The following is a 24,223-nucleotide window of genomic DNA, read 5'->3' as shown; positions in this document are numbered from 1 at the left end:
TAATTATCTTTTTAATTTTTTATCATCCGAATAAACTTTATACAAAGGTTGTGTCTGAATTTTTCCGTTAACATCTTTTTTTCCAGCAAAACCTTCATAATACTTTCTTGTCATTGTCCCAACAGTCTCAAATCTTGTCCTAGCTGATATGACTAAATTATCATATGGCATCATACTTCTTGTTTGATCATGGAATTTATCAAATATTGGGCTAGGATTTAATGCTGTTTTTATTGTAACATCTGTTTTTGTATTTAAAGATTCTTGTGTAATCAGCACATTTTCGACAACTTCATGTGTTATTCCAGTTCCTTTTTGAGTTCCTGTAAAACTTTCCGCATTTCCTAATACATCAGGATTTGTATATTGAGTTCCTGTACTAATTTCCGTTGCTGAATCATACTTAGCTCCACCAAAGGATCCTCCTGGAATCAATCCTCCATCCGGTGCTATATTATTATTATCAGCATAAATTCTAGAATCAGTATTTGGGCTATTTTTTATACCATCATATAACACCTTATCCGTATCTGATAACTTATTATAGGCGCTTTTACTTAGCCGTGCAGTATCTAATTTTCCATTGGAATCCTTAGTCATAGCAAGGCTACTATTTGCATTTAATTGCTCAAGTGCTTTATCTGCTAAATTTCCCAAAAGGTGGATGTCTTTATTTTGCATACCATCAGGATCAATAAATCTGATTGGGTTGTTGTATGCATAAGTATAAGGACTCCATCTTTTCGAAGTTTCTGCCAATGGATCCACCGTACCCCATCTACCTAAATCCGGCATATAAAATCTCGCACCGTAATCATACATCCCTGTCTCCTGCAGCTCTTTGCCGTTGTACTTATAGTTTTGGTAGGTATCACGTCCAAAAAATGCATTTCCTGTATTGAGATGATTCATTCCTAAAGGATAATAATCATTGCTATCGGTTATTTCCAGAGCACCTTCGCTGTTTCTTAAGAAACTTTTTCTCACATTTCCAAGGTGATCCTTGTACTGGTAAATATACTTCTTTAAACCGTAATCATAAAAACCTTCTGCTGTTGGAAAAAAACGTAGCCCTGATGCTATCACTTTTTGTGTACTTATATCAGTAGAAAATGCCTGTATTTCCATCGCCCTATCAGTTTCCTGACTCAGTGCAAAACTTTCAGAACTACCGCCGCCAATAGGATTTCCCTTATTGACATACTGAAAACCATCCAGATAATCCGTATAAATAGGGATCATATTGCAGCCTGCAAATCCACATTCTGTAGACAGATAGTACTTTTGTAATTTACTACCATCAGCCCTATAGAGATAGGTTATTGTTGGCAATGTTGCATTTATATTTTCAATCTTATTCTGAAGGTTAAGAAAATTATAGCTGATCTTCCCTATATTTTTATCCTTCATATTGGTCATATTTCCATTGAAATCATAGATAATTGTATTTCCACCACCTTCATAGCCCGTGGGATTCTGCTGGTCATCAATAATACTGGTCAGTTTATTGCCCCCTGCTGCATATGTATATCGCAATCTGTCAATGACAGTAGCTGTTGTTCCGGTTTCTACTAACGAAGTACGATATAGATTGATAATGTTTCCATTGATATCATAATCAACAGATTCGGTATTTTCCTTACTGTTCGGATTTTGTGGATTTTGATAATAGCCTGCTGTTAATCTATTAAGTTTATCATATACATACCCATAGCGTTTTGGAGTTATAGTCGGATTAGCGCCTACATTTTCCACAGCTCTCCAGTCTACCTCTGTGATATTCCCATTAAATTTAGATTCTACATTTTTACCAGAAAATAAAGCAGGGTCCGGATTTGTAATTCCCTCTCTTTGGGTGTACTTTATTTTATAGGCAAACAACTTTCCTCCCAGATTAGGCGTAGCCATGTCGTCTTTGTTGATATCAGTAAGCCAACCTCTGATGTTGTAGACATAGTCCATACTTTGTAGATTGTTACCTACCTTTTTATTGGAAAGCTGCGATAATTCGTCATAGGTATTATCTGCCAATAATTCCTCCGGATTACTATCTACCTGGTGATAATGCTGCTTTAGCCTGTTCTGGGCATCGTATACAAAACGTTCTTTGATTATAACAGCCTGTACTCCCGAAGATTTTAGATGAACAGTATTTATCTTTAAGGGAGTTCCGACAAAGTCCAATTGAGATTCATTTCGGGTATATCCTCCCAGGTGATTAATGGAATGGGTTCCAATAATTCTTCCCTTGCGGTCATAGTAATTAAAGTTCTTAGTCCAATTATCGTTTTCAACATTTTTCAACAGACTTACTAACGCAAGTCCCTTAGTGCTTATTCCATCTGCTGTCGCATTGACATCCTGAGACAAAGTAGGTTCCCCCAGAATATCTCCTGGAAAAGCTGGGGTAAAATCATATCCAGGATAGGTATCATAATAGTTGACACTTAAAAGCTGGGTGATAGCCTGCGGATAGCTGGAAGCTGTATTGTCATAGTATACGGGCATTCCGTTCTGCGTAAAACTTATTACTGAAGTCCTGGTTACTTTATTGACTACTAAGGCATCCGCCAATTCCTGTTCAGCAGCTCTTCCTGCAGGCCCATAGTCCTGAGTGGAGGTGTAAATTCCGGTATAGGCAATTCTTCCAAAAGAATCATATTTGGTAAAAAGCCACTGTTTATTGGCTCCCATCAAGACGTCCTGGGTCATGATCACACGATCAGCCTTATCATACACCATATATTCCCAGCCTTTAGCCGGAAGTTTTTTAAGCACAAGCCTGTTTTTACCATCATAACGGTATTGGTAGCACATCTCATTTAAAATATTGACAGGTATTGCAGTTCCTGCTGGCACGTCATTGATAGCTACTACAGCTTTTGGAGAGATCACAAATGCGAGCTGGTTAAAGTTATTATAGACATAGTAGGTATCTGCATTTTGCGATGTATCAAGTACTTTTCTGACCAGAATAACCTGTCCCTGACCGTTTTTAAATTCAATGGTCTGATTGCCGTCCTCATCAGTAACTATGGTTTTATACAGTTGATTGGCTGGATAGTTCACTATAGTGGCATCCAAAACAGAGGCGGTAGTTCCATTTGACCATGTTGCTGTGGCTGTAATTCTTTTTACTTCCCCCGCAACATTTGCTTCATATTTAAATTTAACAGGTTTATTTGACCAATCATTACCCACCTGTATCTGCTGTTGGATTCTGTCTAATGGGGAATTCTCCAATATCTTTTCGGCATAAATTTTCTCAGAACCATACAAAGCAGGCTGAGTGGCATTGACCAAAGGATTGGGAACAATTGCTCCATTCAAAGTATTGGCTTGCGGAACAGGTAAATAATCTTTTACCTGTCGGCCAAATTGATCATATTCAATGTGGGTTACCACATCCCGGCCCAACGGAGAGGCTTTTACGTTTACGATTTGTTTGGGTCTTCCGAGCCCATCAAAGTATTGTACACTCTGTATCTGTCTGGCATTGGCGTCACTCTGAGTTTTTGCCTCAAGATAAGTTCTGCTATAAATATAATTCTCATTCGTTAAACCTGTAAGACCACTAGGCAATTGAACCTGTGCCTGTAGGGTAACTGCTAAAAAAAGAATTCCTATGGGGATTATTAATTTTTTCATCAATTATTAGTTTTTATAGTTGTATTTCATTTCCTTCAATACCTTTCCATTTGCATCAACTACCTTGTCAAGCCTGTTTGCTGTGTCATATAGGTATACTTCTCTAATACCAGATGGTGCTGTGATACTTCGTACCCCAACCATTGGATCATAAGTGTATGTAGTGATCTGATAATTAGGTAAATTATTCCTGAAGTTTTTGAAGGCATTTAGCAGTGTTGTTTCATCATTGTTAGCTCCTGCATTACCATCCAAATCAGAAGCATTCATAATAGAAGTTATCAATGATGATTGAATATCAGCAAGTTTTACATTTTCGATTTTAGCAATAGGCTGAGTCCCTTTGTAGCCCCAAATAATTACCGTCGAAATACCCTCCTTAGTTGTGTATTGCAGAAGATTTCCATTCGCATCATATGAATCAAATGTGGCATCTATCATCGAAGCATTATTCTGAAGATTATAAGATAACACAGAACTTGGATATACATCATTGGGGTTCTCATATTTTACTTCATTTTTATCGATTATTTTTCCTGAATCTGAAATATTCATTTTTTTTATCAAGGTGGTTTCTAATGGAAAACCTATCATATTAGCCATAACCAATTTTTGATTATTTTTATCATGGGCGTATGACAGTAATTTCTGATTTACTGACTCATCTGGAAATGTTGTTGTTTCTCTTGTTATTTGATAATGCAGAGGGTTCGTATACTGATAATTTATTTTAGTCGTAAGAGAATCTTTTTGAGATCCATATACATAATCCGTAACTTCTTTATTAAGTAGGGACTGCCTACCAACAGAAACGTAATCATTGAAATAATAGAATCTTTCAGGATTGCCTCCTATCGTAGTTACCCCTGGCGTCCCAGTCGTCCCTGAGGTAATATATGAAAGAGCCTCTGTATCACGCTCAAAAATATTGAGTGTTCTTATTCTGTTTTCATTCATTTTTGAATATTGATAAGTTTCTTTATTCACTGGAAAATAAATGTTATTATCGTTTTTATAAGTAATGGTTTTTACTAGGTTTGTTTTCTTCCAGTCAGGATAAATATATCTTGGGTATGGAACCAAAGTGTTACTGGTATATATTCTATCAACCCCCTTTTCTTCATAATAATATTCTTTTTTTCCCAGCTTAATATTTTCCTGGTCCTTATCAGATATAAATTCAGTAACCTTGTCATAAAATACTGGTGATCCATTACTATATGATATTTCCACCATTGGATTTGAACTTATGACATTCATTTCTGCTGTATAGTTAGTAGCATTTACATTAAAACGTGTATATCGTTTATAATAATTTTCAAATTCAAATGGATTTGTAAGTATTTTACCTACTCCAATACTATTAATTTGTTTTGATCCATACTTATAGGTTTTTTTGGCTAATACTGTATTGTTACTGTCCATATTTAGGATTTTTTTCACCCTTAAACCTCCAGCCACTTTAGGTACAATGTTTTCAGAGGGAACAGGTGCATAATATTTATATCTGCCAGAAACCGAAATAAAAGGGCTGTTACACGGGCTTCCAGGTGAAGGACCAGTCGCATTCTTTGTATCCAAATCGATTTTAATGTGAGAACCCTGATGAATAACAAAAGTAAATGTCTCGGTTTTTATATTACTTGATCCAGTTGGACCGTGTGTTACTGTTTTGGTCAGCCCGTCAACTTCAATAGTGGCTGTTAGTGGCTGGCCTAAACTATAATGACCGGATAGCATAATATCAAATGTTATAACCCCAAAAGCCTGTGTTGTAATATTATATTCCTTTATAGTATGGGGTGATTCTTCAGGACCAAATTCTATGCATGTAGCAGCGCTCTTTAATGCATATGCACCTGCAGCTCCATCAAAAACCTCTAAAGAGGAACCTTGTTCTTTGGTCAAAAAGAAGTTAGGTTCATACTCATATGTAGTCGAACCACCTGTAGGATAAATAATTTTATTAAGAACCCCTGATTTCATGAAGTAAAATTCAGCCTGACGATTTTCATTTGTCAATGTCCCGGCATTTACTACATTGTCAAACAATACAGTAGGCAGTAGAGTAGTATTGCTATTTTTTCCATTGTAATATCCCCAAAAATCGATTCCATAAGTAGATTCCCTTGCAGGTAAAGGTGTGGAATAATCATATCCAAATTGATATTGGTTTACAAAAGTGTTTTGTCGATCATAAAATTTTACAGCATTTAGCTTAAGACTCTTTTTATAATATTCTTGAAATAGGTAGTTTATGTCTGCAATTTTGGGCCTTTCAAAATAATCGTTATTCTCAAAAGTAACTTTCTGAATCATTCTATTTTGAAGGTCATATACCACTAATCCCGAAATACGTGGAGATTTGTTACTGAGAGGATGGATATCCAGGCGGTCATCATTCATTAAAAACTGTACATAACCATCTCTGTATTTAATTTTACTTATAACATACGCATCTACTTCTGTGTCTAAATACTGCTTTCCGTAGCCTCCTTGATGATTGGGATCCATCGCTATTACGTTTGTTTTACTTTCTGAGGCAAGTGTAAAATAGTTCTTAGATCTATATTTATTATATTCAATTTGAATGGTATCTTTTTTATCCGCAGAAATAATGGCCGTCAATTGCCACGATGAGTCATAGAAGCCAGGTTGTACATCATAAGTTGTCCCGGAATTTGATTTATCAATACGAATTTTGGTGTCATACACCATTTCAGTTTTAAGATTATTCTTAAAATCTTTTCCAAACCTGTATGTGTTTCCATTTTCATCCGTGATATTCATTAATGCACCTAATAAGTCTATATCCAATTTATGAGGATTTAATTCACTGCTAACAAATTGTCCGCTATTGTTTAAGCAGAATGAACCAGAAAGACCTAAATTAGTTACAATATTGAAAAAATCGGGAGATGTATCTTTGTGCAATATGTTTGGACCTTCTTCCATTACGTTGGCGCTGTTATTGTAATAGCTCTTAATCGTTGGATTATTTCCAATTATTCCTGCTCCTGAAATTAGAGGTTGGTCAATGTCATTGTAAACAGGGATATTATTACCTACTGCTAAAAATCCATTACTTGGTTTGTCATCAGGAACATCTCTTAGGTTTCGTTGTATCATTCCTCCTGCATTTAAAACCCATCCTAACCCCACAGTCGATGATTCCTGATTTACTTTTATACCGCTAGCATGATAGGATATTGAAATGGGAAAGGACAATTTTCCACTTTTGATGGTGTACAATGGGATATCTATTCTCGGCACTCCAGTTGAAGGATCAATGGGATAGTTACCATACATTCCTAAGTTATATGCATTGGGAGATTGTACCTTTGGAATGTAGGGTATTAAATAACTTTGTGAAAAGATTACAGAATGTATAAGCAATACTGTAATCAATAATATATTTTTCATTTCTAATCTTTGTCTATTTTTTTATCAGCTTTGCATTTGCTGTTTTATTATTGTCAGTTTTTATGGTCACCAGATAAGCACCTTGTACAAGAGCTTGTGTATTAATTTTAGTAACAGGATTTTTTGTTTTTAGATTCTGAAGCTGCCTTCCACTCATATCATATAAAAAAATATCAGCTTCTTTAAATTCAAAGCCGATTTCCACATAGGCATAGTCAGATACTGGATTAGGGTAGATCTTGATATCATATTTCTCGACAAGGTCTTTGACCTGTTTATCTCCAAGTTTGACAATTTTCCAGTTTTCTTTGCCTAATTCTTCAGCACTTGTTCCGGCAAGAATAATAGAGCCATCTTTATTTAATTTAAGATCTGAAAGTCTTTCCTCTCTTTTTCTGGATTCTCCTTTGACATGTTTTCTCCACTGCTCATTTCCATTACCATCAAGGTATAACATCCAGAAAGTCTCATCATCAGTTTCAATTCTTCCTTCAGCCTGGGTATATCCGCCTAATAAAATTCCTTTTGATGATTTGTCATCAGAAGAATGAATGATATTCATTCCCATCAAAACATCACGGTTTTTGAAACTGTAAGACTTTTGCCATTGCTCTTCACCTCGTTCGTTTAAGGAAATAAACCAAAGATCAGTTCCTTCTTTCAAGTCAACAGACTTATTTCCAGATTGTTCTGATCTGGATTCTCCACCAATGACAAAACCATTTGAAGTTAAAGCCAGGGTTCTTACATGATCATCATCTTTTCCTCCGAAATTCTTTTCCCACTCAATCTTATTCTCCTTAGACAATTTTACAATCCAGTAATCACCCTCACCATAATTTTCGGTTTTCTTGGATCCGTTAGCAGTGCTTCTGGAATAGATGCCGAGTAAAACGCCACCATCTTTGGTAGGAATCATTTTCTCCACTTCGTCAAGTCCTTTGCCTCCTAATATCAATTGAGAAAGTTCTTTGCCGTCTTTGTCCAATCTTATAATCCATGCATCTTTAGATCCGTAACCCCTAGGTGCATTCTGAACATTTCCAGCAACAAAAAATCCAAGATCTGTAGATTGAATTACGGCTCTGGCTTGTTCATCAGAAGGACTTCCCAAGCTTTTTTGCCATAGTTCGTCCCCAAATTCATTAAGTCTGATAAGCCAGATGTCAGATCCACCTTTGGAATCATCTTTTTTATCAATACCTTTTTGTGAATAAGAAGTCCCGGCAACCAAAAAACCTCCTTCCTGAGTGGCAACAGTGGCAGCTAAGTAATCATGTTTATTTCCTGAGAAATATTTTTCCCATAGTTGTTCTCCCTGCTGGTTCAATTTAACCAGATGAAGGTCATATCCATTATTTGATTTACCTTGTTCAGCTATCCTAGACGACTGTATTGAACTTCCGGAAATCAAATACTGTCCGTCTATCGTTGTGGTAACCTGATTAAGAAAATCCTGAGTGGAGGATTTGATGTCTTTTTGCCAAAGGACTTCCTGTCCCTGCAATTGAAGGGTCATACTGAGAAATGATACCCAGAGTAAATGTTTTTTCATAGTTAGTTTATCGGTTGATAATATCAACGCATTAAGTTGTTTACTTTTTGAAGAGGCAACAAAAATAAATAGGTTGAGCGACAGATCTCGTCGTATTATATATTTTAAATTTTAGGATTGTATAAGAAAAATCAGGGAATAAATCTTAATAATAATGCTTAATGCAGATCTTGAGGAGTAATTACGAATATTAGTCACAGGTTATTGTTTTCCGACAGCTAATCTATAAAAAAAAACAAACAAGTCAATTCATTATTTTATTCCAATATTTATCAATGTCATAATTATTATGCATAATACTTGTAAAATAATGATAAAATAAATTTGTCATGATATTATTATTGCAAAATTCACGTAGATTAAGTAACCTTAGTTATTAGGCTAACTAGTAAAAAAGATCTGTAAAGCAAAATAAATTTTACACCATTCAGAGAATTAATTAAGCTTAATTACTGACATTCAAATTATTTGTTTTAATTTTAACATAATGAATACAAGCAAATCACAATTAACTAGATCTGATGGAAGCGCCATATACCTTGGAATTAAGTATAAGCGGCCCATTAAAAGGGCCTAGCCACCTACCTGACTGGTGTAAATATGAATTGTCATTTGCCGATGAAAAGAAAAACTACGTATCAGAAAATGTGCATCTTTCTAGCCAGAGGGTAATCAATAAGCCATTTTTTATTGACCTAGCGCATCTTAAAGTATCAAAACCTGCTTATATTCCTTTCAACATTCCCCGTAAGCGCCATTTGTTTTTATTTTTTATGTTTAAAGGGAATCTCCTTTACTGCACAGCTAACAATAAGCCTATTATAAAAACACAATCCAACACTTTTTTAATGGCCTACTATGATTCCAGGAAAGTATTGAGTGTTTTGGCATCTTCTTTCGTCCCAATAGCTTTGCCTTCCTTTTGATCCCACCTGTCGGGATACCATTTTCTTTTGGTAGAGGTTTCTTTTGGAATACCATCGACTGTTATCCGCACATAAATGTGGCGAATCTTTTCATTTTTCGAGCTCTTTAAAAAGAAGGTGAGCCCATAGCTTTGTTCGACTAACATAATTCAACATTTTTAAGGGTTAAATGTCAAGCTAAAAGTCATTCAAATCAAGATGTTTAGATTTGCAACACGTTCATTATAAATTAATTAAAAGTGTTTTTATGGTGTTTTGTATTCTATTTTTGTGGCAATTTGTCATGTATTTAAAAATTGCCACATAATTGCCACAAACTTTTGGAGTATTTTTGGAAATTACAGCATTTGCTATAACAAAAAAATCCTGCAAATCATTGATTTTGCAGGATTTATCTATTTTTTGATGCTTTTTGAAAACTTTCGTTTTCACATCTTGCGGAGAGTGAGGGATTCGAACCCCCGGACCTGTTACAGTCAACAGTTTTCAAGACTGCCGCAATCGACCACTCTGCCAACTCTCCTTCAACTCCGATTGTATCGTTGTTTTCAGTGGTGCAAATATAGGACGATTTTTAATTCCCACAAAACTTTTTTCATACAAATTTTAACAAAGCTTAATAATCAACTAAAAATCAGAATAGTTATTTTTGTTAATTCCTATAAAATGATTCGGCTAATTCTTTATTTGCTCCTGTTTATCCGGTTTTGAGAGGAAATGATTCTGTATTTGAGAGAAAAAAACATAAGAAATAGAATTTGATCTAAGAGTTTTCATTTGGTGTATTTTTTGCAATGCCTGTGGGACTAAAAAAAATTAATTATTTATGAAATTATCTTATCTGGGAGCAGGTATTTTAAGTGTTGCACTCACATGTACTTTAGGATCTAATCTTGTTTTTGCCAATCAGCCATTGGAAAAAGAGATAGAAATGATACAGAATGATTCTGATTCCATAAAAGTTGAGAAACTGGCTAAAGATCTGAAGAAACTGAAACCTATCAGTTCAAATGATTTTAAAAGTAAATTTAAAAAAGAAATTAACGGATTTAAGCTTACTGAAGTTACTGCTTTTGAAGACAAAGAAACGGGATCTTATGCTACGGCAAATTATGCAAAAGGATCTCAAAGTGTTTATTTAATGGTAACAGATGGTGCCGGAGCCGGAGCAGAGCAGGTTAAAGGAAGTCTTTTAAGTTATCTTGAACTCAAATCAATTGAAGAGCCAGGTGATAAAACCAACATTAAAAATTATAAAGGCTGGTTCGTTTACTTTGACCACAGTATGTATGAAAATGATAAAATGACAAGTATTCAATATTTGGAAGGAAACAGATATGGAGTAGTGGCTTCCGGGGATAATATCTCCCTTGAAGAACTGAAAAATCTTTTAGATAACGTTAATCTGTAAACCATTCTAACAATAAAACAAAGCTCCGATGTATGAAAATAAGTCGGAGCTTTTTATTTATTCCCTAAATTCCTTTATTCATTTCTTTATTTCATTGGTTCATTGTTTTTTCATTGTGTAAGCTGTGTGGTTGCAATAGCTTTGATTTATTAAAACAAAAACAATAGCAATATACTATCATGAACCGAGAATTAATTTTTTTAAGAACATTTGCTTTTACAGCAGCCATTGGAATCATTTTCTTAACCGCTTCAGCTTTCAAAGCAGATGGGCATCAGAAATTTGCAGAAATTGATGTGGAAAGAATCAACGTGGTGGAAAAAGACGGAACTGTAAAAATGATTATTACCAATGTAGACCGATTTCCAACAGGAGAAGAAAAAGTAAATGGAAGTGCTCCCAATACAACAAGGAAGAAGCGTTCCGGAATGCTTTTCTTCAATGAAGAAGGAATTGAATGTGGTGGTTTTATTTATGATGGACAGAAAAATAAAAACGGGCACAGCTCAGGATTATCTCTCACTTATGATCAATATGATGGAGATCAGGTGATGCAATTGTTGACACAGGATTATAAGAAAGGTGATAAAAGAGTAGTATCCAGCGGGCTTTATTTCAATGATCGCCCTTCAAAGGAATCTCAAATTAGAACAGGCGAAATTATGCAAGAGCTGGATAAGCTGGAAAATAATCCTGAAGCTTTTCAGAAAAAATATAAAGAATATGAGAGTCAGGAACTCATTGGAGGAGCGCCTCGTATGATGTTGGGAAAGACGAAAGATGAAAATAATGGACTGTTTTTATTTGATAACAAAGGATTGCCGCGTGCCAGATTCTGTGTAGATAAAAATAATGAAGCCAAGCTGGATTTTATGGATGATAAAGGAAATATTACCGCTTCATTTCCGGAAAAGAAAAAATAATGAGTAAGAATCAGCCCTGTAAAAAATATAGGGCTATTTTTGTGAAAGATAACTGATAGCTGTATGAAAAACATTTCAAAACAAATTCATCAAAACAGATACTTTCTGCTGTTTGTTCTTTTGTTTGCCTATGTACAGTCTATTCATGTACGGATTGCTATCAGAGGAACGCTGAATCAATATATTTTTACACCTGAAGCGGCTGTCGCTAACTTTGTGAGTGCTTGTATCCTGTTTTTTGTGATTGATTTCTTTATTAAAAACTGGCAGAGGTCATCTACTTTCAAGATAAAAGAAATTCTTAAGATATTCAGTTCCTCACTCCTCGTTTACCTTTTGGTGATGAAAATGGTAGGTTTTCTGATTGCACTGGTATTTGGAACTGTTGAGAGAAACTTTAACAGGGAAACACTTATTTTTTCCATCTTTTCTGATCTGATAGACGGATTTATCTATGGAAGTTTTTTTCTGGCTTATCATTATTATAAAAAGAATGTGGTGTACCAGAAACAGCTGTTATTGTATGAGCATGCGTTGTCCGAAAATAAGATCAATCAGCTGAAGACCCAGCTTAATCCTCATTTTCTGTTCAATAACCTTAATATTTTGGATCAGTTGATAGAAGAAGATAAGCATAAGGCTTCCGATTTTCTAAATGAATTTGCGGAAATCTACCGGTATGTTTTGGAGGCTTCTGATAAAAAGCTAGTTTCAATAAAGGAAGAATTGGCTTTCGTTGAAAAATATTTTAACCTGATATGGTACAAATATGAAAATGCCTATGCATTGCAAATAGATCATGAAAATATAGCAGGAAATATAGTTCCGCTTTCTCTGCAGATATTGTTGGAAAATGCAGTTAAGCATAATCTGGGAAGTCAATCTAATCCTGTTCTTATTACTATTTCTGTAAGAAATGGTATCACTGTAACTAACAATATAATTCCTAAACGAAGCGTCAAAAGGATCTCAGGAAGAGCTTTGAATAACCTTAAAGAACAATACTTGGTACTGACCGATCAAAAATTGGAGATTGTAAAAACAGAAACAGAATTCACGGCTATAATTCCTATAATCCCGGAATAAAATATGATAAAAGTTGTTATTATTGAAGATGAAATCCCTGCCAGAAATAAATTAAAGCGCTTTATCAGTGAGTTGGAGTTGCCAGTGGAGCTGGTCGCTGAAATTGATACGGTAGAAGCAGCCGTGGAGGTCCTGAAAAATTCAGCAGTGGATCTGATTTTTTCAGATATTGAGCTTTTGGATGGAAATGCTTTTGAGATCTATGATCAGATCAGTATTACCTGCCCGATTATTTTTATCACAGCATACGATCAGTTCTGGATGAACGCGTTTGAAAGCAACGGGATTGAATATCTCTTAAAACCCTTTACTCAGGACCGTTTTAAAAAAGCGTGGGATAAATTCTTAATGTTTAAAAAATCAGATTTTAAAGAAAATGAGGTACTGACTAAGCTTCAGCAGCTACTAAGCAATAATCAACTGGAGAAAGAGTCTAAAAAACGTTTTACAGTCAACTCTCATGGGGGGATTTACTTTCTGAATACGAAAGATATTGTCTTTTTTGAAGCGGATGAGGGGATTATCTTCGCTGTTGATATATTCGGTAAGAAGCATTTACTGAATAAATCTACGTTGAAGGATATAGAAGCACTTCTCAATCCCTCAGAATTTTTCAGAATCAACCGCAGTCAGCTTGTCCACAAACAACATGTTGAAAGAGTGGAACGGTATAATAAGAATACATTGGCTATCCAGATGAAAGGATTTCAAAATCATCTGATTACAAGCCAGGGAAATTCTGCAGCTTTTCGTAAATGGGCTGAGGAGTAATAAGATGCTGGTGAGAAAGATTCTACGTTGTTGAATGTCGTATGAAAAGATGAAATTCAAACCCCTTTAATAATCCTAAATTATTAAAAATTCTGTCCATTATTTGTAGGTCCCAATCCCTATGAAAACATCTCTCAAAATATTTTTGATAGGGGTGTTTTTTTTACATCTATTCTAAAAAAAATAATTACATTAATGAAAAGCTTAGGTTTTATAGGCTTTTTGATGTAAATTAGATCTTGAATTGCCTGTTTTTATCAGAAATTTTATATTATTAAGTAGACGAAAATTAATTTAACTTTGCTAATTGAACAATATATGATGATTATTAAGTTTTTATTAATAATATTATATTGTTTAAGACTAATAAAAGAGGCTTAAGAAAAACAGAAGGTTAATTTACCTGGCAGTAGATATGAAATATAAATTCTTAAATTTTAAATTGAGGAAGGTTGTTCATTACTCGTTGATTATATGTATCTTGTTAATACAGGTAATTATAGGAGTATTTTTTTACAATGAGTTTGTAAATGAGAAAAAGTTGCAGTTTATCAAGACGCAGCTGGAGGAAAGCAGGGCTCTGGGTGGACTAACCGATAATTCAAGAAAAGATTTCATAGATGCACAGGAGCATCTTCAAAGATACATGGTGAGCCAGGATAATAAGGATCTGCAGCTTTATTTTGAATCATTAAGGAAGCTTAAAAAGAATTTTGATAAGATTGGGGAGTATGAAAATACAAGCCCAAGATTGAAAAAGACCCTGGCCCAGAAGAAAATGGATACCCTGAAGGTAACTAAGCTGAAATCCCTTATAGATTCTGTATACGAAACTTCTTTGAAGCCCCCTACAAAAATTGAGGATAAGCAGTATGAGCCGGCAAAATATAAGAATGACTTTGAAAATCTCAATGTTCAGACCCATACCTATGCTGATACGATCAAGAAGAAAGGTTTCATGGGGCGTTTGAAAGATGCTATCACAGGAAAAGTAAATATTCAGAAAGAAAGTACAGTCATTACTTTAACGAATAATAAAACCATAGACATTTCCAATGTAAAGACTGAAATGGATAAGGCTTTAAAGTCGATGGATAAACATTATGCAGCGGAAGTAAAGAAAGCGCAGCAATATGCGATCAAAAATCAGCATGAAAATATACAGTTTTACAGCAATTTCAGTAAACTATTGGTATACAGTAATAGTTTGATTGATGTGTATGAAAATGCCATTAAAGATTTCAAATCTGAACTTGAAAAAGAATATACCAAGCAAAGCTCCGACAATAATAAAATCAGAAGATATCTTGTGCTTGGGCTGATGGTTTTAATGTTCATTGTATCCATTCTGATTATGTACTTTACAAGGGTTGCCTTCATCTATGAAAGGAAACTTGATGCTGCCAATAAAGAAATTAAAAATAATCTGAATTTCAAGAACAGAATATTGGGGATGCTAAGCCACGATTTAAGATCTCCGCTGAAGATCATTAATATTTTTATTGATAAGATTTACAGATCAACAAGTGATGAGACAATCAAAGATTATCTAAAGTCGATTAAATTTACCAACAGCACGCTGCTTCTGCAATCTAACCAGATCCTGGAGTACACAAAGAATCAGGATGCCGAGAAGAAACTGATTAAGTCTGTCTTTAATCTTAAAGAGGAAATCGGTTCTATTGTAAAGGTTATTTCTCCTTATCTGGAAACCCGGAACAATAAGTTTGCCGTAACAGACAGAATTCCTGAAGGAGTTGTTGTATTTTCAGACAATATCAGAATTAACCAGATTTTTATGAATATTCTGGGCAATGCGAATAAGTATACAGAAAACGGGAAGGTAGATCTTGTCATGACGACGGAACCGTTAGAAAATGATAAAATTACCTTGATTACAACAGTAGGAGATACCGGAGTAGGAATCTCGGAATCTGATCTGAAAAAGATTTTTGATCCTTATTATCAGGGAACCGTTTCAGATGAGGTAGATAATCTAGGTGTAGGATTAGGGCTGAACCTTGTTAAGGAAATTGTAGAATTGTTTGATGGAGAGATTTCGGTTTCCAGTAAGTTACATAAAGGAACGCAGGTGACATTCAGAATCAATTTAAATATCAATAATAAATAATGGAAATGCCAATTGAAAACAGGGAAATCATATTCCTTTTAGCAGATGATCACAGTATCGTAAGACAGGGAATGGAGATCGTTATTAGTGATATTGCTCCTAATGCTAAAGTATACCATACTTCTTCTTTACAGCAAGCCGTAGAGCTGATAGAGACAAAGGAAATTGAAATGGCCATTATTGATGCCCATTTTCCCGAAGGAAACAGTCTGCATATTTTACCACAAATGAAAAGTGCAAATCCGGATCTCAAGATTCTTATTTTTACAGGACTTGAAGAAGACCTGTATGCGCTTAAGTTTATAAAAGCAGGAGCCAATGGTTATCTGAGTAAACTAAGTGAAGAGGAAGAAGTAAGAGATGCCGTTTCTCAGTTTATTCAAAAAGGAGAGTATTTTTCTGATCTGACAAGAAATTTATTGGTACAATTTATCTACGACCCTAATGTAATAAGCCCACTGAGCAGCTTAACCAAAAGAGAACTGCAGATTGCAGAACTGTATGCCGAAGGATATGGAAATCTGGAAATTGCGAATAATTTAAATATAAAGCAAAATACGGTAAGTACAATCAAAAAAAATATCTTTGAAAAGCTGAAAATAGAAAATATTGTAGAGCTGATTGATCTTATCAAAATACATCACAAAATATAGATTTATTCCGGTCTATTCTACGCTTCTTAAGTGTTCAACTTGTTTTATCGATAAATATCTATATCGCATCGGAAATGTATCTATGGGTTTTATAGATGATATTATCCTGCGATGTCGTTACTTTGTAGTATAAAATTTACCAAATGAAATGTAATTGCTTTTTTTAGTTTTTTCACTTCATAATAACGGGTAAAATGAAATAACTGTAAAAATAATAAACTATAATTATATAAAACACAATAGTTATATAGAACACAAGTGATGAAGAGGGATAGCAAGTGATGAAATTAATATAGAAGTGTATGAATGACCTTACACGTGGATTTCTTGAAAAAAACCAAATGATAAGAAAAAAACACAAATAAATATAAAGAAATTCAAGGTCGGGTTACGAGTACAAAAGAAAAGGGAGGCAATAAATGCCTCCTTTTTTTTATGAGTATGGGTGAAAAAATTATAAGTAAGAAAATAGTATAATTAATTCTTTTGTTTTTTGTACAAAGTAAGGGTGGTGGTGTTATAATAAGACAATTCAATATTTTGTGTTCCGTTTTCCCACTTAGCAGTCATATAGGAAGAGCCATTAGTGGTTTCAGAAATAGGTTCTCCTAATTTCTGTTTCAGAAAAGCATGAAGCCAGTTATATTTGCTCTTAAATATTTTTTGGGTGTCAAGAGATTCCCGGACCTTGATATCATCTTCATTGGAGAGTGTTGAATAGGATTGTGGTACCCATTCGAATTTAATAAGTTTTAATGATTTGTTTTGATGAGAATAATAATAGGAGGTTATTAAATGAATATACTTCCTTTCAACTTTTTGATATACTGTAGGGAAATCATCAGATGGCACGGTAGGGAAGCCATTATATAATCCAAGTTGAGTTAGGTTCAATGCATTTTCTTTTTGTTCAATATGATCGGTTTGGTTGATGGATAGTGTATTAAAATGGGTATAAAAATCCATGAAATTTTTCTCAACCCAGGCTTTTGTGTATGGCTCACCCAGTATAGGTTCCCGATATTTATTTTTGAATGTAATCACATTGAACTTATTCTTATCAATTTCAATCAACCCATAAGTATGGGGATTATTTGTAGAAAACCGAAGGGTTTGATATTCATTCCCCGGAATAAAACTCATACCGTCATAATGTTTTCGGTAGGGGCGAATATCGTCTTTAAATTCAAAAACAGGGAAGAGTTCTTTGTTTTTTAAAACTGCAATTTTGGTGGTACCATCTTCTGAATATAAGTGATACAGTTGGTTTTTTACAACAAATGATGTCGATATAGAAAATTTGTACATGGTGGGAAGTTCATTTTTATATTGAACTTCAGCTCCCTTCAAAGAGTCAATATGTTGTGTTGTACAATAATGATCCTTGGAAGTTGACTGTCCTGCTATTTCCATTTTCTTTGGATCTGAAATTTTTAAAATATAATCTGTAGAGGTTATATAATAAGCATTGTTCAATGGATTGATCATTGGGTTTTCCGCGTAGATTTCATACTGCTGTCGTGTTGTATGATCTATGAACCCTATTTTATAGCACCCGATATTTGAAGTACTGCTGACTACTGTATAGTTTTTATCTTTAAAAACAATATCCGGTGTCTTAGGGGTTTTTATCCATTTCTTTTTTTTCTCATCAAGATAGAATGCAGAATAATTATTGTAATGAGTGGTGAAAACAGTATCATTCTTTACAGATAAGTTATAATCTGAAAATAAAATGGGTGGGGGAGGAATATGGGCTTCTGTTTTTCCATTTTCATCCAGAATATAAAAATCTACAATGGTGTTGGAACCTAATGGATTGTCTTTTTCAAAATAACAATAATATTTTGAACCATGTTTTAAAGAAGGACCTAAGCTCCCCGGAATATTGATTTCGATTGTTTTAAAGCTTACTTTTAACTCATCTGACTCACAAGATTGTAAGAGAAAAAGACCAATAAAGGCCTGGAGAATATATTTCATGGATTGGTTTGAAGTTTCAACTTACGAAAAATAGCGCAATCGGAAAAATAAAATCAATAAGAATATATCTCTATTTAAAGGGAAAGAAAACCGGAAACCACTTCACTTTTCTACCTAAGTGCTACAAGTTACTTTTATTCATTAATAGGCTAAAAGTAACTTCCATCCTTCATCTTCCGGCTTCCCAGCCTTTTATATTTTATCTAAATTTTTGAATCGCTTCAGGGCTTACAGGGGTAAAAAAGTTAATCAGATTCCCATCCGGATCACAGAAAAGGAGAGAACGATTCCCCCAAGGCATTGTTGTAGGTTCCTGTACAATATGATGGCTCAGATTTTTAATGTTTTCATATTCGCCATCAACATCATTTACTAAAAACTCGATAATGGTATTGGTAAAACCTTTAGATGCTGTAAGATGTTCTCCTCCAAACATTTTCATGGTACGCGTGCTTCCGATGGCTATCGTAATAGAGTGGGTATTAAGTTCAGCAAAATCTTCCGTATACCATTGAGCCGTACATCCTGTTGCTTTCTCATAAAACATAACTGATTGCTGGATGTCTTTTGTAATGATTCTTAACGATGCTAATTTCATATAATCTTGTATTTACATTAATTGGGTACAAAATTAAGTATGAAGTATGACAACAGGATGTCAGGAGGATTTTGAAATGTCACTAATGATTAGAAAATTGGATTTCATTTTAGAACTGTAGTCCTTAACGTCTGGGATAGAATAATTTTACACCAGTTCGTAAAAAAATAAACGGTTATTCCAATACACTGGAATAACCGTTATTATTGTAATAATAGAAAATCTATTGAATCTGTGTAACCATAGATCTTACAGTATGTGCGGAGAAATATCCTAAAGCTCCATTACTGATATTACTTGGCGGGTTAGCAGGGGTAACACTGCCTCCATATCCTTCTGAGATCTTAAGAAGAGCACTGTAATATGTGAATATATTGGTGTCAATAGACTGCATTTCAACATCAATAACATCACCAACGACCACTTCGTGATCCCTACCTTTATTATCATCATTAGGAAGTCCCAAAGTCCATTGATTGGGTAATCCGTTGTTTAAATTGTCAGAAAGTACGCTGATGTACTTTTTAGGTAAATTATTGATGGTAAAACTGAAAAGATATCGGTTACCTAATTCAGCAGGATCTGTAAAAACAGGTAGAAGAGTATAGGTCTTCTTACTTCCGAACATAAAAGTATCCTGTACAAGACCTTCCAGTTCAACGGCCTTAGGCATAGTACTTTGAGCAGTATATTGTTTTCCTTCTGCTACAACTTTAAGAGTATATGTTCTGCCTGGTACTCCAAGAAAAGTACTCGTTTTGTATTCTCCTCCTCCTGCATATTCCAGTGTTTCTGTTTGTCCTGTATTATCACTTAGAATAACCTGGGCTCCCGTAACAGCCGGATATTGGTTAGGTTGGGCAAAACCAACAGATTTGGTAATTTTTACGGTATATGATCCATTTTTATCGGTGATATTTCCTTCAATGACAATGTTTCCACTTTGATCAGCCAGATCCAGATCAATCTCTTTTTCACAAGAAGTTAATGCAATGGCAGATAATATGATAAAGAATGCTTTTTTCATGATTTAAAATTTGAAATTGTAAGTGATGTTAGGGACCCAACGGAATAGGGAAGTCTGCATAGCGCGGGTTGTTCCCGGATTGTTTGGATTGTCTTCGAAAGTAATGGTGTAGGCGTTTTCACGGCCATACAAGTTGTAAATTCCGAATGTCCATGATCCGCGGAAACGCTTATTCGATTCCGGTTCGTAGGTGGCACTAAGATCCATTCTGTGATATGCAGGCATTCTGTCAGCATTTCTGCTGTTATACTGGAATACCGTCTGCCCGTTCAGTTCATATTTTCCAACAGGGAAGGTTACTGCATTTCCTGTGCTGTAAAGAAACAACCCGGAAAGGGTCCATTTTGGGTTAAGCTGATAAGTGGCAACGATAGAAATATCATGGGTTTTATCCATTCTGGCATTGTACCATTGATTGTCATTAATTCCGTCGATCTTTCTTTCAGTTTTAGATAGGGTATAAGAGATCCAACCAGTCAGTTTTCCACTTTTCTTTTTGGCAATAAGTTCCAGTCCGTAAGCTCTTCCTTTACCAAACAATAACTCACCTTCTACATCTGCTGCAGTACTGAAGCCAATCTGGGCTCCGTTTTTGAAATCGATCTGGTTTTGCATGGATTTATAATAAATTTCAGCATTCAATTCATAATTGTTGTTATTGAAATTTCTGCTGTAGCCTACACTCACCTGATCTGCAATTTCAGGCTTCACCGAATAGCTGCTTCCAATCCATTGGTCGGTAGGATTTCCACTGCTGCTGTTGCTCAAAAGATGAAGGTTCTGGGTGTTTCTGGAGTATCCTCCTTTCACACTGCTTACTTCATTAATGCGGTAATTAGCTGTAATACGCGGCTCAAGGTTAGTATATGTCTTTCCGAATTTTCCTTTTTCTAAATATTGACTTCCCGTAAGTTCTCCGTTTTCGTAAGTATTGAAAGTGTCGCCACCCAATACACTGAAGAAGGAAAGTCGCATTCCGTAATTAATGGTAAGCTTTTCTGTTGCTTTGAAATCATCATTGATGTACAGGGCATTTTCCCATGAATATCTTGGGTTTCTTGAATAAGAATTCACAATTGTTCCGGAAGCACTGCTTGGTGTCAAAGTATGGTAAATAGACTGCAACCCGAATCGTACAGAATGCTTGTTTCCTGCAAACCAGGTAAAGTCCTGTTTAAGATTCCAGTCCTGAATCTTTGAATTTAAATTAAATTCGCTCTCGTTGTTTTTCAGGCCAATCTTGTAATCATAATTACTGTAGATAATAGATGTATTGGAGAAAAGCTTACTGTTGATAATACTGTTCCATCGTAATGTTGCAGTAGTATTTCCCCAATCGGTATTGAATGTATCTCCCAATCCTAATACATCTCTTCCGAAATATCCCGAAATATAAATACGGTTATTTTCATTGATCTGATAATTGGCTTTCAGATTAAGATCGTAAAAATATAATTTATTGTCTTTATAATCCTTAGAAGATTTAAGGAATAAATCGGCATACGTTCTTCTTCCGGATACAATAAAAGAAGATTTTTCTTTCTGAATCGGCCCTTCCACACTCAGCCTGCTGCTAATCAGTCCGATTCCACCATTTACATTATAATTTTTGTTATTTCCATCCTTCATTTTCACGTCCATTACTGAAGAAAGGCGTCCTCCATACTGAGCAGGGCTATTTCCTTTGATGATGCTGGCATCTTTCAAAGCATCACTATTGAATGTACTGAAAAACCCAAGTAAATGTGACGCATTATACACCGGAGCTTCATCCAAAAGGATCAGGTTTTGATCTGTAGCACCCCCTCTTACACTGAAGCCGCTGCTTCCTTCACCGTTACTTTTAATACCCGGCAGAAGCTGTATGGTTTTCATAACGTCCTTCTCACCAAATAAAACAGGAAGTTTCTCTATACTTTTGATATTTAAAGTTTCAGTTCCCATTTGGGCACTGGTAAGATTTTTATCCTTTTTAATCCCGGAAACAACTACTTCATCTATCGTATTGGATTTTTGCTCTTCCTGGTTAAGAAGAATATCCAGTTTCATGTTCTGATCAACGTTGATTTGTTGCTCAAAATCCTTGTAACCGGGATAAGAAATAATGATGGTATGTTTTCCTTCAGGCACTGATAGGGAGTAAAATCCATATTCATTGGCTACAACGTTAATCGAAGGATCATCGCTTACTTTTACCGTTACACCAATCAGCAATTCGCCGTTTTTTTTATCTTTCACTGTTCCGCTTATGGAGCGGGATTGCTGTTGGGCCATCACCAGAGTGCTGAAACAGAGCGCAGCAGTGGCTGCGGTAATCTTGAAAAAAGATGTTTGCATTAGTTTTTTTTAAAGTAGTAGATCTCTTCTATATTGAACGGAGTTATTGTTTCCAGTTGATTAGTTGAAAGAATAAGGAATTAGTTACAGGCAAAATCCCCATTTTGGTGAAAAAATTGTGGTTTTTGTGTTGTTAATGAGTGTTTTTGGAGATTTTAATACTAAAGATTGTAAGAATTTGATATTGGAAATTGATTAGATGTTAAGTTGTTGTGTTTTTACTGAATGAAAAACTAATTATGATAATGAAAAATGCAAGTGAATAAAATGATGGTTTTTTATTCATTTATTTGATTTTTTAATGATAAAATAAATAAAATTGTTTAATATTTTAATCGTTTTAGATTCAAATGAGGTGTTATAGTAAAAGATTTTTACTCTTCCTTAATCCAAATATTAAACTTATCTTGCCTGGAAAGAACGATGAAGAGTATGGATAATCTTAAAAAGTGGGTCATGAGTAATCTTTCCACTCTACTATTAACGGTTTTGTTCATTATCATATTGGTAAATCCGGATGCGAAGGCATGGCTGATGAGACAGGTCGCATCCACAGGAATACTCAATTCCAGTATTTCTGAATCCGTGGAGAAACAGGGAAATGCTGTAGCTTATACAGGCTTGATGCTAAAAAATGAAGATGGGACGCTTATTGATCCCTCTGATCTGAAAGATAAAGTGGTCTTTATTAATTTCTGGGCCTCATGGTGTCCTCCCTGCCGGGCTGAGTTTCCATCAATTGAAAAGTTGTATAACCGATACAAAACCCATCCGAATATCATATTCCTCACGATAAATCTTGACGATAACCCCGATTTGGGAAAAGCTTATTTAAAAGAAAAAGGATTTACAGTTCCTTTTATAACTCCTGCAGGCAGTATTCCGGGAGAAATTTATAACGGTTCGTTGCCAACTACTGTTGTACTGGATAAAAAAGGAGAAATCCGCCTTCATCACACCGGAGTGGCAGATTACAGCAAGGATTCTTTTTACCAGCAAATTGATTCTTTACTGAAATAAAAAAGGACAATAAACACTTTGAGTAACTAGAACTATGAATTTGTATACCTTACTTTCATTTCATTCACAGGAAGATTATATGCTGTTCAAGATGAAAATAAATGGATCAAATTCGTTACCCAGGCTTTTTTAGAGCTGATGAAGCAGCATAATTTGAAAATTGAGTGTAAGCTGAAAACCCCTAATAAAGCTTACTGATGATTTCATTTAAAATACGATCCATTGAAGAAATAGAAATTGAGATTTTAAAAGCAAAAGGGAACGTACAGAATTTCCCTAAAATCATTGATTTTCCTTTTCCCGAACATTATAAAAAGCTTGTTTCTGTAATCAAAACAACGGAGATCGCATCAGAAGCTATTCTATATAATGCTGTTGAAGCGGTTAATGAAAATAAAGAATATGCCCTGTCAGACTCTTGGTGTTTTGCAGGAAATGGGCAAGGAGATCGCTGGTTTCTGGATAGAAGCGGAACTGTTTTCTTTTATAATCATGATGATGAAAAATCAGAACCCATGAATATCAGTTTTGAAGAATGGTTGCAGATGGCATTCATTGTTCAACAATTGGATTTTTACTTGGATGAGCATGATGAAGTTTCAGAACCTGTCAGACAAAACTTTTATGATACGCTGAATGCCATTCATCCCCAATTGGGAGAGAATTACCCTTTTATAGTTTAGTAGTTTGAACGGAAGCTGGAGGCTGGAAGAAGGAAGTTCTTGAAGTGT

16 protein-coding genes and 1 tRNA gene are annotated in these 24,223 nt (G+C 34.9%); 8 read left to right on the top strand and 9 right to left on the bottom strand.

Annotated elements, in window-relative coordinates:
• Positions 1-3: 3 nt before the first annotated feature.
• The 5 genes from NBX25_RS20215 to NBX25_RS20195 form a co-directional block, all read right to left on the bottom strand.
• Positions 4-3,648: a DUF6443 domain-containing protein gene (locus NBX25_RS20215; protein ID WP_250255198.1), complete on the bottom strand. Its 3,645-nt coding sequence runs from the start codon at positions 3,646-3,648 to the stop codon at positions 4-6.
• A 6-nt stretch (positions 3,649-3,654) separates the two neighbouring features.
• Entirely contained in the window at positions 3,655-7,071 is a 3,417-nt protein-coding gene (locus NBX25_RS20210) for a hypothetical protein (RefSeq protein ID WP_250255196.1), read from the bottom strand.
• A 13-nt stretch (positions 7,072-7,084) separates the two neighbouring features.
• A complete protein-coding gene (locus NBX25_RS20205) occupies positions 7,085-8,626 on the bottom strand; it encodes a T9SS type A sorting domain-containing protein (protein WP_250255194.1) in 1,542 nt (513 codons plus the stop codon).
• Positions 8,627-9,482: 856 nt separating this feature from the next.
• Entirely contained in the window at positions 9,483-9,698 is a 216-nt protein-coding gene (locus NBX25_RS20200; protein ID WP_123908122.1) for an Arm DNA-binding domain-containing protein, read from the bottom strand.
• Between the two features lie 292 nt (positions 9,699-9,990).
• Positions 9,991-10,075, bottom strand: a tRNA-Ser gene (locus NBX25_RS20195).
• Positions 10,076-10,378: 303 nt separating this feature from the next.
• Here NBX25_RS20195 and NBX25_RS20190 point away from each other — a divergent pair.
• The 6 genes from NBX25_RS20190 to NBX25_RS20165 all read left to right on the top strand — a co-directional run bounded on the left by NBX25_RS20190 (position 10,379) and on the right by NBX25_RS20165 (position 16,527).
• Complete coding sequence (locus NBX25_RS20190; protein WP_250255193.1) at positions 10,379-10,963, top strand: hypothetical protein; 585 nt, start codon at positions 10,379-10,381, stop codon at positions 10,961-10,963.
• Between the two features lie 179 nt (positions 10,964-11,142).
• Entirely contained in the window at positions 11,143-11,886 is a 744-nt protein-coding gene (locus tag NBX25_RS20185) for a hypothetical protein (RefSeq protein ID WP_123908120.1), read from the top strand.
• Between the two features lie 63 nt (positions 11,887-11,949).
• The gene (locus NBX25_RS20180; protein WP_123908119.1) at positions 11,950-12,972 is read left to right on the top strand and encodes a sensor histidine kinase; all 1,023 of its coding nucleotides are present in this window, start codon (positions 11,950-11,952) and stop codon (positions 12,970-12,972) included.
• Between the two features lie 3 nt (positions 12,973-12,975).
• A complete protein-coding gene (locus NBX25_RS20175) occupies positions 12,976-13,743 on the top strand; it encodes a LytR/AlgR family response regulator transcription factor (protein WP_250255191.1) in 768 nt (255 codons plus the stop codon).
• A 541-nt stretch (positions 13,744-14,284) separates the two neighbouring features.
• Entirely contained in the window at positions 14,285-15,874 is a 1,590-nt protein-coding gene (locus NBX25_RS20170) for a sensor histidine kinase (RefSeq protein WP_250255189.1), read from the top strand.
• Complete coding sequence (locus tag NBX25_RS20165; protein ID WP_123908116.1) at positions 15,874-16,527, top strand: response regulator transcription factor; 654 nt, start codon at positions 15,874-15,876, stop codon at positions 16,525-16,527. Before NBX25_RS20170 ends, NBX25_RS20165 begins: the two co-directional genes overlap by 1 nt.
• Before the next feature lie 477 nt (positions 16,528-17,004).
• On the opposite strand, the gene NBX25_RS20160 is transcribed toward NBX25_RS20165, so the two are convergent.
• From NBX25_RS20160 to NBX25_RS20145, 4 genes are all read right to left on the bottom strand, one after another.
• Positions 17,005-18,510, bottom strand: coding sequence for a hypothetical protein (locus NBX25_RS20160; protein ID WP_250255188.1), 1,506 nt, complete (start codon positions 18,508-18,510; stop codon positions 17,005-17,007).
• Positions 18,511-18,709: 199 nt separating this feature from the next.
• The gene (locus NBX25_RS20155; RefSeq protein WP_250255187.1) at positions 18,710-19,108 is read right to left on the bottom strand and encodes a VOC family protein; all 399 of its coding nucleotides are present in this window, start codon (positions 19,106-19,108) and stop codon (positions 18,710-18,712) included.
• A 223-nt stretch (positions 19,109-19,331) separates the two neighbouring features.
• On the bottom strand, positions 19,332-20,135 hold the full coding sequence (locus NBX25_RS20150) for a DUF4249 domain-containing protein (RefSeq protein WP_250255186.1): 804 nt from the start codon (positions 20,133-20,135) through the stop codon (positions 19,332-19,334).
• A 3-nt stretch (positions 20,136-20,138) separates the two neighbouring features.
• Positions 20,139-22,472, bottom strand: a complete 2,334-nt coding sequence (locus NBX25_RS20145; RefSeq protein ID WP_250255185.1) for a TonB-dependent receptor — start codon at positions 22,470-22,472, stop codon at positions 20,139-20,141.
• A 456-nt stretch (positions 22,473-22,928) separates the two neighbouring features.
• Between NBX25_RS20145 and NBX25_RS20140 the strand changes: the two genes are divergently transcribed.
• Together NBX25_RS20140 and NBX25_RS20135 are read left to right on the top strand one after the other, a co-directional pair.
• Positions 22,929-23,492 (top strand): TlpA family protein disulfide reductase, encoded by a 564-nt coding sequence (locus NBX25_RS20140; RefSeq protein WP_250255184.1) that lies wholly within the window; start codon positions 22,929-22,931, stop codon positions 23,490-23,492.
• A gap of 197 nt (positions 23,493-23,689) precedes the next feature.
• Positions 23,690-24,175, top strand: a complete 486-nt coding sequence (locus tag NBX25_RS20135) for an SMI1/KNR4 family protein (RefSeq protein WP_250255182.1) — start codon at positions 23,690-23,692, stop codon at positions 24,173-24,175.
• Positions 24,176-24,223: the final 48 nt, after the last annotated feature.

Origin of the sequence: Chryseobacterium sp. Marseille-Q3244, assembly GCF_940807095.1 — a bacterium.
In the GTDB taxonomy this organism is placed as follows: Bacteria; Bacteroidota; Bacteroidia; order Flavobacteriales; family Weeksellaceae; genus Chryseobacterium.
This window is presented reverse-complemented; position numbering and strand designations above follow the sequence as displayed.